The organism is Dysosmobacter sp. Phy, from assembly GCF_054476235.1.
This window is the reverse complement of record NZ_CM136997.1, coordinates 2001380-2013742: the sequence shown is the minus strand read 5'-3', so window position 1 is coordinate 2013742 and position 12363 is coordinate 2001380. Positions and strand designations below refer to the sequence as shown.

The window sequence follows — 12363 nt, the reverse complement described above, 5'->3', positions numbered from 1 at the left end:
AATCACCGAGAGTTTCGAAAGAAATGGGAGGATCGACTTGAAAGGACTTGAACGCCAACAAATCATTTTAGAAACGCTGAGCACGCGCAGCAGCATTGAAGTTAAAGAACTTTTAGCGACCATTCCTGCTTCTCCCGCAACCATTCGGCGTGACCTGACAGAATTGGAGACCGCCGGAAAAATCCGCAAAGCGCGGGGGCGGATCTTCTCAGTCAATGGGCGAAAGCTGCCCGCGTTTGAGTTCCGCAATACCATGCATGACGAGGAAAAAAAGCGGATCGGACGCGCTGCGGTGGAATTGATCAATGACGGGGACACCATTATTCTGGACTCCGGCACCACGATCCAGGCCATGGCTGAAAATCTGCGCAATTTTCAAAAGCTCACTGTTATCACAAACTCCATCTCCATCGCGTACATCCTCAACGGCACTTCTGTAAATGTGTTTCTCACCGGCGGATTTCTTGACGACATGGGCCTGGTGGGAGAGGACGCCGCGCAATTCATTGAGAAGCATCCGGTCGAAAAGGCGTTCATCAGCGCCAGCAGTACCCGCGGCACCGTTGGTCTGACAGTGATCTCCCCCTTGCAGCTTCCCATTAAACGGCAGATGGTCACATCTGCAAAGGAAGTCTATGCGTTGCTGGACGAGAGCAAGTTCCACAGCATGGGCGTGAGCTTATTTGCTGATTTTAAGGATTTGACAGGTTTGATCACTTCAAAGCCCATTACCGACCCCGATCTTTTGAAGCGTTTGGAAGAGGAGCATGTGCGCGTGATTTACGCAGAAGAGGAAAAAAAGCCCACGGAATAACTGCCCTTTCTCCGTTGAAAAGAGGCTGGCAAGCATCTGCTGCCAGCCTCTTCTCTATCAGCAGCACTCCCTCCCTTGCTATTTTTCCGGTGCTGTGCTATGCTTTTCCCAAAGGACCCGCCGGCGGGCGGGTCCTGCGGTTTTCCGGAAAGGAGGTGCCGCTGTGGGCACCCTTGCAAAATTTATCGCCGCCATGCTGATCTTCGGCACCAACGGCCTGCTGGCCCGGCGGATCTCCCTGGGTGGCGCGGAGATCGTGCTGCTGCGGACGCTGCTGGGCTCCTGCTTCCTCATCGGACTGGGCCTGCTGCGGCGGGACCTCCGCCTCGTCGGCCTGCGGGCGGACAAGGTGCCCGCCACCCTGGGCGGCGCGGCCCTGGGGCTCAACTGGGTGTGTCTGTTCATCGCCTACCAGACCGCAGGCGTGAGCCTTTCCACTCTGGTCTACTACTGCGGGCCCATGCTGGTGCTGGCCCTGTCTCCCCTCCTGTTCCGGGAAAAACTCACCTGGAACAAGATCGCCGCTATCGCCGCGGTGGCCCTGGGCATGGTCTTTATCAGCGGGGAGATCGACCGTGGGTCCGATTTGGCCGTGGGGCTGCTGTGGGCCGCCGGGGCGGCGGGCTTCTACGCTCTGGTCATCATCGCCAACAAGCGGGTACAGCACCTCTCCGGCATCCACTGCGCCATGTACGAGCTGATCGTCTCCTTCTTCGTGGTGCTGGCCTTCCTGGCCGTTACCGGGGCCCGGCTGCCTGTGATCCCCGCCGGAAGCGAGCTGCCCTGGGTGCTGGTCCTGGGCCTGGTCAACACGGGCCTTGCCTACTACCTCTACTTCTCCGCCATGCAGTGCCTGTCTGGCCAGACGGTGGCGCTGCTGTGCTACATCGATCCCCTGACAGCGCTGGTTCTGTCGGCGCTGGTCCTGCACGAGCGTCTGCTGCCCCTCCAGATCGCCGGGGCGGCGCTGATCCTGGGCGGCGCCTGCCTGGGCGAGCTGCGGCTGCGGCGGCGCGGCACCTGAAACCAAAGGAGGTCCTCTCATGGAAACCGTCTATATGCAGTTCTTCCTGACCGTCAACGAGGGCAAGTGGCTCATCGCCCGGGCGGTGGCGGGGATGGAGCGGGTCCAGCGGGCCCTGCGCTCCGGCAAGGTCATCCTCAAGGGCGGCACCACCGTCTCCTGCATCTCAGAGCTGCTGGTGGGCTATCCTCTGAAGATCTCCGGCCGGATGACCCCGGAGGGGGCCATGCCCAACCGGACCTACACGGAGCAGGCCTACGGCATCCTCATCGAAAACGGGCAGATCCGGGGCATCGACGCCGAGGTGGACACCCTGATGCCCGACATGGGGCCCGGGGACGTGGTGATTGCCGGTGCCAACCTCTTCGACGTCCACGGCGCCGCCGCCATCCTGGCCGGCAGCCCCGGGGGCTTCCGCTGGGGCCGGGCCACCGCCGCCATGATCTCCGAGGGCGCCGACGTCATCATCCCCGTGGGCCTGGAGAAGCTGATCCCGGGTTCCGTGAACGAGGCCATGAAAACCGCCCGGCGCCAGGGCATCCGCTACCATGACGGCATGGCCTGCGGCCTGTTCCCCCTGGTGGGGGACATCGTCACGGAGATCGAAGCGGTTAAGCTCCTGGCGGATGTGGAGCCCTGCGTCATCGGCCGGGGCGGCATCCAGGGGGCCGAGGGCGGCACCCTCTTCCAGGTCTCCGGACCGGAGGCGGAGGTGGAGCGCCTGCGGGAGATCGTCTCCCTTTGCAAAAACCAGAAGATCGGCGGCGATCCCGCCTCCTTGCAGTGATTGGAGGATTCTATGGAACATCCTTACAGCGACGCCCTGGTGCGCTTCATCCAGGACCATCCCAGCGTCTACCATGTGATTGAAGGCCAGCGCCGGCAGCTGCAGGCGGCGGGCTATGAGCAGCTGCTGGAGAGCCGCCCCTGGCGGCTCCGGCCCGGCGGGCGGTACTTCGTCACCCGGAACGGCTCCGCCCTCATCGCCTTCCGCATCCCGGAGGGGGACTTCCGGGGCTTTATGATGATGGCCAGCCACAGCGACTCCCCGGCGCTGAAGATCAAGGAGCAGCCGGAGATCACCGTGGAGGGCGCGTACAAGAAGCTGAATGTGGAGGTCTACGGCGGCGCCCTGCTGGCCCCCTGGTTCGACCGGCCGCTGTCCGTGGCGGGCCGCCTCTACCTCCGGGAGGGCGGCGCGGTCCGGATGCAGCTGGTGGACTTCCGGCGGGACCTGGTGCTGATCCCGAGCCTTGCCATCCACATGGAGCCCGCCGCCAACAAGGGCCTGGAATGGAAGGCCCAGCGGGACCTGCTGCCCCTGTACGGCCTGGCCGACGCCCAGGACCTGCTGGCCCTGGCGGCCCGGGAGGCAGGGGCAGAACCGGACGCCGCGGCGGGCCATGACCTCTTCGTCTACAACCGGCAGGCCCACAGCGTCTGGGGCGAAGGCGGCGTGTTTCTCTCCAGCCCCCGGCTGGACGACCTCCAGTGTGCCTTCGCCTCCCTCCAGGGCTTTCTGGAGAGCGGGGAGAGCGCCAGCATCCCGGTCCACGTGGTCTTTGACAACGAGGAGATCGGCTCCTCCACCCGGCAGGGGGCGGCCTCGCCCTTCCTGCGGGACACCCTGCGGCGGCTGACGGAGAGCCTGGGCCTCTCCGAGAGCGAGTACCTGGCAAAGCTGCCCCAGAGCTTCCTGCTGTCGGCAGACAACGTCCACGCCCTGCACCCCAACCGGCCGGACAAGAGCGACCCGGTGAACCGGCCCCGGCTGGGCGGCGGCGTGGTGGTCAAGTACAGCGGCAGCCAGAAGTACACCACCGACGCCGCCTCCGCCGCCATCGTGTCCGTGCTGGCGGAACGGGCGGGCATCTCCCTCCAGACCTTTGCCAACCACTCCGACATCCCCGGCGGGTCCACCCTGGGCAACCTCTCCGCCCGGCAGGTGGCAGTGAAGGCCGCCGACGTGGGCGTGGCCCAGCTGGCCATGCACTCCCCCTACGAGACCTGCGGCAGCGGCGACACGGAGGATCTGGTGGCCCTGGCCCGGGCGCTGTTCTCCGCCTCTTTGGAGGAGACAGGAAGCGACTGCTGGGCGGTGCGCTGAGCGTTTCGTAGAAAAAGAGCGTCCCGGCACCTTTTGGTGCTGGGACGCTCTTCCATTTTTTCAGGGTCTCAGCAGGGCGCCCAGCAGGGCGTAGTAGCTCTCGCAGGCCTGCTCCAGCTGGCTCAGCTCCACGTACTCGTCCACAGTGTGGGCCAGGTCCTCCCGGGAGGGGCCCAGTCCCACGGTGGGGATGCCCGCCTCTCCGGCGTAATGGCTGCCGTTGGTGCAGAAGCTGTACTGGGTCACCGCCGGGGTCAGCCCCGCGGCCTCCAGGCCGGCGAGGATGTCCCGGATGAAGGGCTCCTCCCGGTCCCGGAGCCAGCCGGGGAAGAACCGCTGGGCCTGGATGGGATTGCCCGTGTAGCAGCGGGCCTCGCCCCGGGCGAAGGATACCCGGGCCCGGAAGGACGGGTCCTCCGCCGCCAGGCGGTCCAGCTCCGCCTGGATGGGGGCCAGGACGCTCTCCGGCGTCTCCCCCACCAGCAGACGCCGGTCGTAGGTGGCCCGGCAATAGGCCGGCACCACCGAGGCGCCGGGATAGGGCTCCGAGCGGATGTCCGTCAGCTCCAGGATGCCCCGGCCCAGGACCGGCTGCTCCGGCGGCGGCAGGTGCCGCAAGGCCTCGGTCACCTTCCCCATGGCGTACACGGCGTTGACGCCCTTGTCGGGGTTGGCGGAGTGGGCGGGAACGCCGAAGGTCTCCACCACGATCTCCGCCCGGCCCCGCTGGCCGATCTTCAGATCGCACTGGGAGGCCTCGCCGATGACCACGTAGTCCGGCCGGACGGCCCGGCTGACGGCCCGGGCGGCCACACCCTCGAAGCACTCCTCCTGGACCACGCCGGCCACCCAGATCTCCCCGGGAAAGTCCCCGCCCCGGTCGGCGGCATAAAAGCCCGCGGCGGCGGTGAAGGCCGCCACGGCGGCCTTCATGTCGGAGGCGCCCCGGCCGTAGAGCCGCCCGCCGTCGATCTCTCCGCCGAAGGGGTCATGGCTCCAGGCGGAGCGGTCCCCCACCGGAACGGTGTCGATGTGTCCGTCCAGCAGCACCCGCTTTCCCGGGCGGCCGCCCCGCAGACAGCCCAGCACATTCCCGTATTCGTCCGCTGTCACCTGGGTGAAGCCCGCACCCTCCATGTACCGCCGCAGCACACCGGCGGCGCCGTCCTCCTGTCCGGACTCGCTGCTCTGGGCGATCAGGGCCCGCGTCAGCTCCACCACCGTCTCCATCCGCTCCCGGCTCAGCATAGGATCCTCCCCCTTTCGTTTCTGCTCTCATTATAGGCCCGGCGGCAGAGGCCGTCAACCGCCCCGAAGCACAGAGAGACCGGGACTCCGCGGAAACCCGCGAAGCCCCGGTCCGCGCCCTTCGGGCGTTTTCCAATGGCCGTATGGAAGATCGTCAGAGCGTTTCCAGGCACCGCCCCGGCAGCACCGCCGCCAGGGCCCGGGCGGCCTCCTCCGCCTCCCGGGCGGTGAGGTCCAGGCCCAGTGCCGGAAGCCGCAGGGCCAGCAGACGGACGCAGTCCAGCTGCCGGCGGGCCAGGGCGGCGCCCCGATCCGTCAGGGCCAGCTTTCCGTAGCGCTCCTTGGTGACCAGATCCTTTTCCGCCAGGATGCCCAACATCCGGGTGACGGAGGGGCGGGACACGCCCAGCGCGCCCGCCACGGCGGCGGAGCTGATCTCCGGCCGGACCCGCGAGAGCTGATAGATGGTCAGCAGATACCGAAGGTGCGTGCTGGTCAGTTCCATGGTGCCTCCTCCTTCTGCCCGGGCCGCTCACCGGCGGGACGCCGGGTCCTTGTGCCCGCCGCAGCTGCCGCAGTGGGCGCAGTCGCCGCTGCAGTGTCCGCCGGACTTGCGGCTTTTCCAGATGGAGCGGACGGCCAGCCCCACCACCAGCGCCAGAACGGCGCAGACGATCACATACCCCCAGATGTCAGACATCAGCGGCCTCCTTTCCTGTTTCGGGTCACTTCATGGCCGCCGCAGAGACGGAGGTCAGGTGACGGATCTCGCCCTCGGGCTGGTAGCCCTTGCGCAGCAGCAAATACACGATCCCCACCAGCGCGGCAGCGGCCACCACAGTGAACACACCGAAAGTTGCCTCGCCAGTGAAGAGGCCGCCCAACTGGTAGACGATCATGGCGAGCACATAGGCAAAGCCGCACATATAGGCGATGGCGCCCACGGCCCACTTGGGATTGTTCATCTCCCGCTTGATGGCACCCATAGCGGCGAAACAGGGGGCGCACAGCAGATTGAAGATCATGAAGGAATAGGCGCTGAGAGCGGTGAAGTCCGCCGCCACCAGGGCCCAGATGGGGCTGGAGTCATCCATCAGATCCGTTTCCCCGGCGTAGTGGTACAGCACGCCGAAGGTGTTGACCACTTCCTCCTTGGCGATCAGGCCGGTAAAGGTAGCCACGGCGGCCTTCCAGGCCGTGCCGCTGTGCCAGCCCAGGGGATAGAAGATCCAGGCGATGGCGTTGCCGATGGCGGCCAGCAGGGAGTCGTTGTTGTCCTCCACAGCCTGGAATACGCCGTCCACGAAGCCATAGCCCTGAAGGAACCACAGCACAATGGAGCTCAGCAGGATCACCGTGCCGGCCCGCTTGATGAAGCTCCAGCCCCGCTCCCAGGTGGCCCGCAGCACGTTGCCGGGTGCGGGTGCGTGGTATGCGGGCAGCTCCATAACAAAGGGCGCGGGCTCCCCGGCAAAGGCCTTGAACTTCTTGAGCATGATGCCGGAAATCACCACGGCGGCCACACCGATGAAGTAGGCGGAGGTCGCCACCCAGGCGGAGGAGCCGAACACGGCGCCGGCGAAAAGGCCGATGATGGGCATTTTTGCGCCGCAGGGAATGAAACCGGTGGTCATGACGGTCATCTTCCGGTCCCGGTCCTGCTCAATGGTCCGGGAGGCCATGATACCGGGCACGCCGCAGCCGGTAGCCACCAGCATGGGGATGAAGCTCTTGCCGGAGAGGCCGAAGCGGCGGAAGATCCGATCCATGATGAAGGCAATGCGGGCCATATAGCCCACGTCCTCCAGGATCGCCAGCAGCACAAACAGCACCAGCATCTGGGGCACAAAGCCCAGCACCGCGCCTACGCCGGCCACGATACCGTCCTGAATCAGCCCGTACAGCCAGCTGCCCTCAGCGATATGCAGCGCCCCCAGAATGCTGCCGAACACTCCCGGCACCCATTCGCCAAAGAGGACGTCATTGGTCCAATCGGTGGCCCGGGTACCGATGGAGACCGGCCAACCGCCCATGGCAATGGCGTACACCAGGAACATGATGCCCGCGAAAATGGGCAGGGCCAGGATGCGGTTGGTAACGATCCGGTCGATCTTGTCGGAGACGGAGAGGCTGCCTCTGACCGCCTTTTTCTTCACAGCCTTCCCCACCACACCGCTGATGTAGGCATAGCGCTGGTTGGTGATGATGCTCTCGGCGTCGTCGTCCAGCTCCCGCTCACAGTCGGCGATGTGCTCTTCCAGATGGGTCCTCAGGGCTTCGTCCAGCGCCAGGGCCTCCAGCACCTTCTCGTCCCGCTCAAAGATCTTGATGGCGTACCAGCGCAGATACTGGCTCTCCACCTTGCCCTGGATGGACTCCTCGATGTGGGCGATGGCGTGCTCTACGCTGCCGGTAAACACGTGGGGCAGCTCTCCGACCTTGAGGGACCGAGCCGCGGCCATGGCCTGCTCGGCGGCCGCCATGCCGCCCTCGCCCTTCAGAGCGCTCATCTCCACCACCTGGCAGCCCAGGGCCTGCCCCAGCTTGGAAAGGTCAATCTGATCGCCGTTGCGGCGGACCAGGTCGATCATATTGACCGCCACCACCACCGGCAGCCCCAGCTCGATCAGCTGGGTGGTGAGGTACAGGTTCCGTTCGATGTTGGTGCCGTCCACGATGTTCAAGATGGCGTCCGGCTTTTCATGGACCAGATAATTCCGGGCCACCACTTCCTCCAATGTGTAGGGGGACAGGGAGTAGATGCCGGGCAGGTCCTGAATGACCACATCCCTGTGGCCCTTGAGCCGGCCCTCCTTCTTTTCCACGGTAACGCCGGGCCAGTTGCCTACATACTGATTGGAGCCGGTCAGGGCGTTGAACAGCGTGGTCTTGCCGCAGTTCGGGTTGCCGGCCAGTGCGATCTTGATGTCCATTGCGCTCTCCTTCCTAAAATGTTAGCAAAGACTAACTCTTGTTCTGAAAAACAGCGGCTGCCGCCGCTTCCACTGCATGTCTCTCAGTTCACCTCGATCTGCCCGGCGTCGGACTTGCGGACGCTGAGCTCATACCCCCGGACATTCAGTTCCATGGGGTCCCCCAAAGGCGCCACCTTCCGCACGTAGACCTCCACGCCGCGGGTCAATCCCATATCCATGATACGGCGCTTGACGGCGCCCTCGCCGTGGAGTTTCACCACAACAGCGGTCTGTCCGACCTTAACATCTTTCAAGGTCTTCATCGTCTCTCCTCCTTCAAATCATGATCCGGTTCGCCATGGTCTTGTCCAGAGCTACCCGGCAGTCCTTCACCTGAATGATGAGATTTCCGGCCATCTGGCTGACCACTGTTACATCACTGTCCACCACAAACCCCAATTCCGCCAGATGCTGGCGGATCTCATCCTTTCCGGTGATCTTGCGGATCGTGACCGTCTCGCCGGCCCTTGCCATTGTCAGCGGCATCATCGGATTGTCCTCCTTGCTCTTGGACTCCCATTGAAAACGCGATGGTTAGTAAAAGCTAACCCTTTTCGGTTTCGTAGTTTACCATGACTAACCAGTACTGTCAACCCCTTTTTCCAAAATTTTAACAGGAGTAGGCCCCCGTGCGGAAGGCAGTCCGCACGGGGGCCGGTTGAGGGGAAAAAAGGAGATAAGTATCAAAGAAAAACTTTGATAAACAGAGTAAAATGCCTCAGGCGGCGATCAGTTCCAGGATCGTCGCGCCCTGGCGGAACCGGCGGCTGCACATCTCGGTACAGCGGCGGTACTGGGCAAAGCGGCGGCGGGCGGCAGCCGGATCGCCGTAGGCCTTCCAATAGCCGCAGAAGGTGTAGTTCCGGCCTCGATTTTCGATAAAGCCCACCACATCCTCCAGCGGATAGCCCAGAAAGAGTCCAATCTCATGGGGATAGTCCTGCTCCAGGCACAGCCGCTCCGACAGCCGCTCCAGCAGCTGCGGCAGATCCACGTCCGCCGGATATCCCTGCTGTTCCAAAAAACGGCGGTTGGAGCGCTCTGCCAGAATCCGGCGGAGCCAGTCCTCCCGATACAGCAGGAGCATACAGGCCCCGGTCACCCGGCAGGTCTTGAGGACCCGCAGCGTCAGACCCCGGGGGGCCAACTGCCGGGCCCAGCACTCCGCCAGACGGCGGGCCTCACCGGGCACCCTTCCCTGGTAGCGAAAGAGGCTGGCCGGCTTCATCCCAGTCAGAGTCGGCGCGCACTGGTTCACCAGCAGCGCTTCAAATGTCCGTTCCATCGCGGTCCCTCCATCGGCTGCGCTCACAGTTAGTTTCCGCTAACCATCGAGTCAAAAGAAGCGGCCGGCCCCGGCCTCTGTTCGATAGTTAGTTTTCGCTAACCATGAACAAAATATACCACGTCTCTGCCGGTCTGTCAAGCCCTGTTCTAAAATTTTTTCTCCGGTTGCCAAATTCACCCGGGCAGGGTATACTGTCCCTATGAAATGAGAGGACGTGGATCGATGAAGATATTGGTGCTTTCCGACTCCCACGGAGCCATAGAGCCCATGGAGCACGCCGTGGAGCGCACACAGCCCCGGATGATCTTCCACCTGGGAGACTGCTGGCGGGACGCTGAGCGGCTCCAGGGCCGCTTTCCCCAGATCCCGCTGCAGCAGGTGCCCGGCAACTGCGATTTCCGCTCCCAGGAGCCGGCGGAACGGCTGCTCTGCATCGAGGATTTCCGCATCCTCCTATGCCACGGGCACACCTACGGCGTCAAACAATCCCTGACCGCCGCCGGCTTTGCTGCCGAGGAGAAAAATCTGGATCTGTTTCTCTTCGGCCACACCCACCGTCCCCTGGTGGACCGGCGGGGCAAGACGCTGTTTCTCAATCCCGGCAGCATCGGCGACTGGCGGCGGCCCACCTATGGGGTGGTCACCATCGCCGGCGGTAAGCTGGACGGGAGCATCTGTTTGCCGGAGTGATCTGCGCAGAAAAAGGCCGCCCTTACGGGCGGCCTTTGCACATCTTGTCAATCCTTCCAGGCGGCGGGGTTCACCAGCGGGCGGCTGGCGGACGAGGCGGTTTCTCCGGCCGCGCCCCCTTCCGCCGGGGCAGCCGCCTTCCCTGCGGTCTGCGCATCGGCAGCACTCTCTGTTTCGGCAGGGGGCAGAGACTGGAGATATTCCTCCAGACACAGGCCGCTCTTGTGAATGGCCTCCGCCGTCTCCCGGCCCACATAGCGGTAATGCCAGGGCTCATAGCCAATGCCGGTGATCTCCGTCTTGTCCTCCGGGAAACGGAGGATGAAGCCGAACTCCCAGCAGTGCTCCATGAGCCACTTCTGCTCCGCCGTGTCCTCCTGGGCCTCGTCCAGCAGCTGGTAGCCGGCGGACACGATGTCCAGAGCCAGGCCGGTCTGGTGCTCGCTGGTACCGGGCACCGCCACCCAGCGGGCAGCCTCCTGCAAAAGCGTGGCGCTGTCCCACCCAGCGGAACGGAGACGGGCGATCTTTTTGTTGTACAGCCGCACCTGGGTGGCCTCCGTCCGGTAGGCGGAGCAGACGATGGGCCGCAGCCCGTCCTCGCGGCAGGCGGAGAGCATGGCGTTCAGATCTCCATAGATCCGCGCATCCACCTTCATCCCGTTGGAGAGCGTGGCCAGCTTCATCTCATAGTCCTCCGGCAGGGCATTCCAGGGGTTCACCAGCAGCAGCCGCCAGTCCTCCGTCCGCTGGGCGGCGGGCTGTATGTAAGGCTGCGCCGCGGCCTTCCCGCTCTCGGGTGCCGCAGTCTCCGTCGAAATCCCCTCCGCCTCTTCGGCGTGAGGCGCTGTGTATTCACCGCCGACGGCGGCGGATGCCGCGATTTCCGCTGCACCAGACGCATCTCCGGCCCCTTGCTCTGCCGCCAAGACCCCAGAGGTCAGCAACAGGGCTGCCGCCAGAGCCGCAGCAGCAAAACGCGTGTACTTCCAGTCGTTTTTCATAGGTTCCTTTCCGGCCGGCAGGCGGCCTGTCCTGTTTTCTTGGTTTGATGGTACGCCTATCCCGCCGCGAAAGCAAGGGAGAAATTGTAAACAAAGAAAAACAAAAAGAAACAGGGCCGCCCAGTAGGGCGGCCCTGCGGCTTGCAGGAACGATCTTACTTGTACAGCTCGGGCTTCTCCATGGTCTCCACCTTCAGGAACTGGGAGGTGCCGCGGGAGGCGTTCAGCGCGTCGCCGGCCACGCAGGCCACGTAGCCGTCCCAGCTGGAGGGACCGGTGAGCTTGCCGGCGTGGACGGACTCCACCCACTTGCAGAACTCGATGTCATAGGCCTCGATGAAGCGCTCCTTCCAGTCGGTCATGATGGGCATGGACTCGGCGGGCTTCACGCTGTCCCAGCCGGCCGGACGGGAGCGGCAGACCACGGCGTAGGGGTCGGGCAGCTTCACGGTGCCGTTCTCGCAGACCACCTCGCACTGGATGTCGTAGCCGTAGCCGTCGGCCACCTGGACCTCCACGTCGATGAAGCAGCCCTTCTTGGTGCGCATCAGCATGACCTGGGGATTGTCGTAGCCCTTGTCGGAGTTGGAGGACTGGCGGACCTTGACGCACTGGACGTCCTCATACTCGTCGTCCAGCAGCCAGCGGCAGATGTCCAGCTCGTGGATGGCCACGTTGGTGACGCCGTTCTCGGTCTTGAAGCCCGGGCCCTGGGAGACGTTGCGGTGGCAGGCCTTGATCAGCAGGGGCTTGCCGATCTCGCCGGAGTCGATGATGCGCTTCATCTCGGCGTAGCCGCGGTCATAGTGGCGCATGAAGCCCACCTGGACCAGGCGCTTGCCGATCTCCAGCTCGCGGTTGATGATCTCCTCGCAGTCCTTGGCGTTCTGGCTCAGGGGCTTCTCGCAGAAGCACCACTTCTCCTCGGCCAGGGTCTTCATGACGTAGTCATGATGGGTGGGATCGATGGAGGTGATGACCACGGCCTCGACCTCGGGATCCTTGATCATGCCGTCGCAGTCGTTGCCGTAGGAGCGGATACCGTACTTGGCTGCGGTGTCGTCGGCAGCGGCGGCCACATAGTCGCTGACAGCCACGACGGTGGCGCCGGGGACGGTCTCGATGATGCGGCGGCAGTGATCCTTGCCGATGGCGCCGCAGCCGATGATGCCGATTTTCAGAACCTTATCCATAATAATGACCTTCCTTTATT

General features: G+C 64.1%; 14 protein-coding genes. 5 read left to right on the top strand and 9 right to left on the bottom strand.

Annotated elements, in window-relative coordinates:
* Positions 1 to 37: 37 nt before the first annotated feature.
* The 4 genes from ACVDHE_RS09805 (at position 38) to ACVDHE_RS09790 (ending at position 3945) form a co-directional block, all read left to right on the top strand.
* Positions 38 to 814 carry a DeoR/GlpR family DNA-binding transcription regulator gene (locus ACVDHE_RS09805; protein WP_458884452.1) on the top strand — a complete coding sequence of 259 codons (777 nt, stop codon included), beginning with the start codon at positions 38 to 40 and terminating at the stop codon, positions 812 to 814.
* Between the two features lie 163 nt (positions 815 to 977).
* Positions 978 to 1838, top strand: a complete 861-nt coding sequence (locus ACVDHE_RS09800) for a DMT family transporter (protein WP_458884451.1) — start codon at positions 978 to 980, stop codon at positions 1836 to 1838.
* A 19-nt stretch (positions 1839 to 1857) separates the two neighbouring features.
* On the top strand, positions 1858 to 2625 hold the full coding sequence (locus tag ACVDHE_RS09795) for a hypothetical protein (protein ID WP_458884450.1): 768 nt from the start codon (positions 1858 to 1860) through the stop codon (positions 2623 to 2625).
* Between the two features lie 12 nt (positions 2626 to 2637).
* The gene (locus ACVDHE_RS09790) at positions 2638 to 3945 is read left to right on the top strand and encodes a M18 family aminopeptidase (protein WP_458884449.1); all 1308 of its coding nucleotides are present in this window, start codon (positions 2638 to 2640) and stop codon (positions 3943 to 3945) included.
* A 60-nt stretch (positions 3946 to 4005) separates the two neighbouring features.
* On the opposite strand, the gene ACVDHE_RS09785 is transcribed toward ACVDHE_RS09790, so the two are convergent.
* From ACVDHE_RS09785 to ACVDHE_RS09755, 7 genes are all read right to left on the bottom strand, one after another.
* The gene (locus ACVDHE_RS09785) at positions 4006 to 5193 is read right to left on the bottom strand and encodes a YgeY family selenium metabolism-linked hydrolase (protein WP_458884448.1); all 1188 of its coding nucleotides are present in this window, start codon (positions 5191 to 5193) and stop codon (positions 4006 to 4008) included.
* Between the two features lie 154 nt (positions 5194 to 5347).
* Positions 5348 to 5698, bottom strand: a complete 351-nt coding sequence (locus ACVDHE_RS09780; protein WP_418726293.1) for a metal-dependent transcriptional regulator — start codon at positions 5696 to 5698, stop codon at positions 5348 to 5350.
* Between the two features lie 27 nt (positions 5699 to 5725).
* Positions 5726 to 5893, bottom strand: coding sequence for a FeoB-associated Cys-rich membrane protein (locus ACVDHE_RS09775; protein WP_213037899.1), 168 nt, complete (start codon positions 5891 to 5893; stop codon positions 5726 to 5728).
* Positions 5894 to 5918: 25 nt separating this feature from the next.
* On the bottom strand, positions 5919 to 8126 hold the full coding sequence (gene feoB / locus ACVDHE_RS09770) for a ferrous iron transport protein B (RefSeq protein ID WP_418726292.1): 2208 nt from the start codon (positions 8124 to 8126) through the stop codon (positions 5919 to 5921).
* Between the two features lie 83 nt (positions 8127 to 8209).
* Entirely contained in the window at positions 8210 to 8431 is a 222-nt protein-coding gene (locus tag ACVDHE_RS09765; protein ID WP_213037897.1) for a FeoA family protein, read from the bottom strand.
* Positions 8432 to 8444: 13 nt separating this feature from the next.
* Positions 8445 to 8657: a FeoA family protein gene (locus ACVDHE_RS09760; protein ID WP_213037896.1), complete on the bottom strand. Its 213-nt coding sequence runs from the start codon at positions 8655 to 8657 to the stop codon at positions 8445 to 8447.
* A 229-nt stretch (positions 8658 to 8886) separates the two neighbouring features.
* Complete coding sequence (locus tag ACVDHE_RS09755) at positions 8887 to 9453, bottom strand: DUF3793 family protein (RefSeq protein WP_458884447.1); 567 nt, start codon at positions 9451 to 9453, stop codon at positions 8887 to 8889.
* A gap of 225 nt (positions 9454 to 9678) precedes the next feature.
* Here ACVDHE_RS09755 and ACVDHE_RS09750 point away from each other — a divergent pair, with 225 nt between their 5' ends.
* Complete coding sequence (locus ACVDHE_RS09750; RefSeq protein ID WP_458884446.1) at positions 9679 to 10146, top strand: metallophosphoesterase family protein; 468 nt, start codon at positions 9679 to 9681, stop codon at positions 10144 to 10146.
* 47 nt (positions 10147 to 10193) lie between these two features.
* Here ACVDHE_RS09750 and ACVDHE_RS09745 read toward each other — a convergent pair whose 3' ends face one another.
* Positions 10194 to 11150: a M15 family metallopeptidase gene (locus ACVDHE_RS09745; RefSeq protein ID WP_458884445.1), complete on the bottom strand. Its 957-nt coding sequence runs from the start codon at positions 11148 to 11150 to the stop codon at positions 10194 to 10196.
* 155 nt (positions 11151 to 11305) lie between these two features.
* A complete protein-coding gene (locus tag ACVDHE_RS09740) occupies positions 11306 to 12343 on the bottom strand; it encodes a Gfo/Idh/MocA family protein (RefSeq protein ID WP_213037893.1) in 1038 nt (345 codons plus the stop codon).
* Between the last annotated feature and the right edge of the window lie 20 nt (positions 12344 to 12363).

Coding starts and splice junctions, on each gene's coding strand:
- ACVDHE_RS09760 (WP_213037896.1), bottom strand. CDS start 8,657: ATGATGCCGCTGACAATGGCAAGGGCCGGCGAGACGGTCACGATCCGC.
- ACVDHE_RS09740 (WP_213037893.1), bottom strand. CDS start 12,343: ATGGATAAGGTTCTGAAAATCGGCATCATCGGCTGCGGCGCCATCGGC.
- ACVDHE_RS09775 (WP_213037899.1), bottom strand. CDS start 5,893: ATGTCTGACATCTGGGGGTATGTGATCGTCTGCGCCGTTCTGGCGCTG.
- ACVDHE_RS09780 (WP_418726293.1), bottom strand. CDS start 5,698: ATGGAACTGACCAGCACGCACCTTCGGTATCTGCTGACCATCTATCAG.
- ACVDHE_RS09785 (WP_458884448.1), bottom strand. CDS start 5,193: ATGCTGAGCCGGGAGCGGATGGAGACGGTGGTGGAGCTGACGCGGGCC.
- ACVDHE_RS09755 (WP_458884447.1), bottom strand. CDS start 9,453: ATGGAACGGACATTTGAAGCGCTGCTGGTGAACCAGTGCGCGCCGACT.
- ACVDHE_RS09745 (WP_458884445.1), bottom strand. CDS start 11,150: ATGAAAAACGACTGGAAGTACACGCGTTTTGCTGCTGCGGCTCTGGCG.
- ACVDHE_RS09795 (WP_458884450.1), top strand. CDS start 1,858: ATGGAAACCGTCTATATGCAGTTCTTCCTGACCGTCAACGAGGGCAAG.
- ACVDHE_RS09790 (WP_458884449.1), top strand. CDS start 2,638: ATGGAACATCCTTACAGCGACGCCCTGGTGCGCTTCATCCAGGACCAT.
- feoB (WP_418726292.1), bottom strand. CDS start 8,126: ATGGACATCAAGATCGCACTGGCCGGCAACCCGAACTGCGGCAAGACC.
- ACVDHE_RS09750 (WP_458884446.1), top strand. CDS start 9,679: ATGAAGATATTGGTGCTTTCCGACTCCCACGGAGCCATAGAGCCCATG.
- ACVDHE_RS09765 (WP_213037897.1), bottom strand. CDS start 8,431: ATGAAGACCTTGAAAGATGTTAAGGTCGGACAGACCGCTGTTGTGGTG.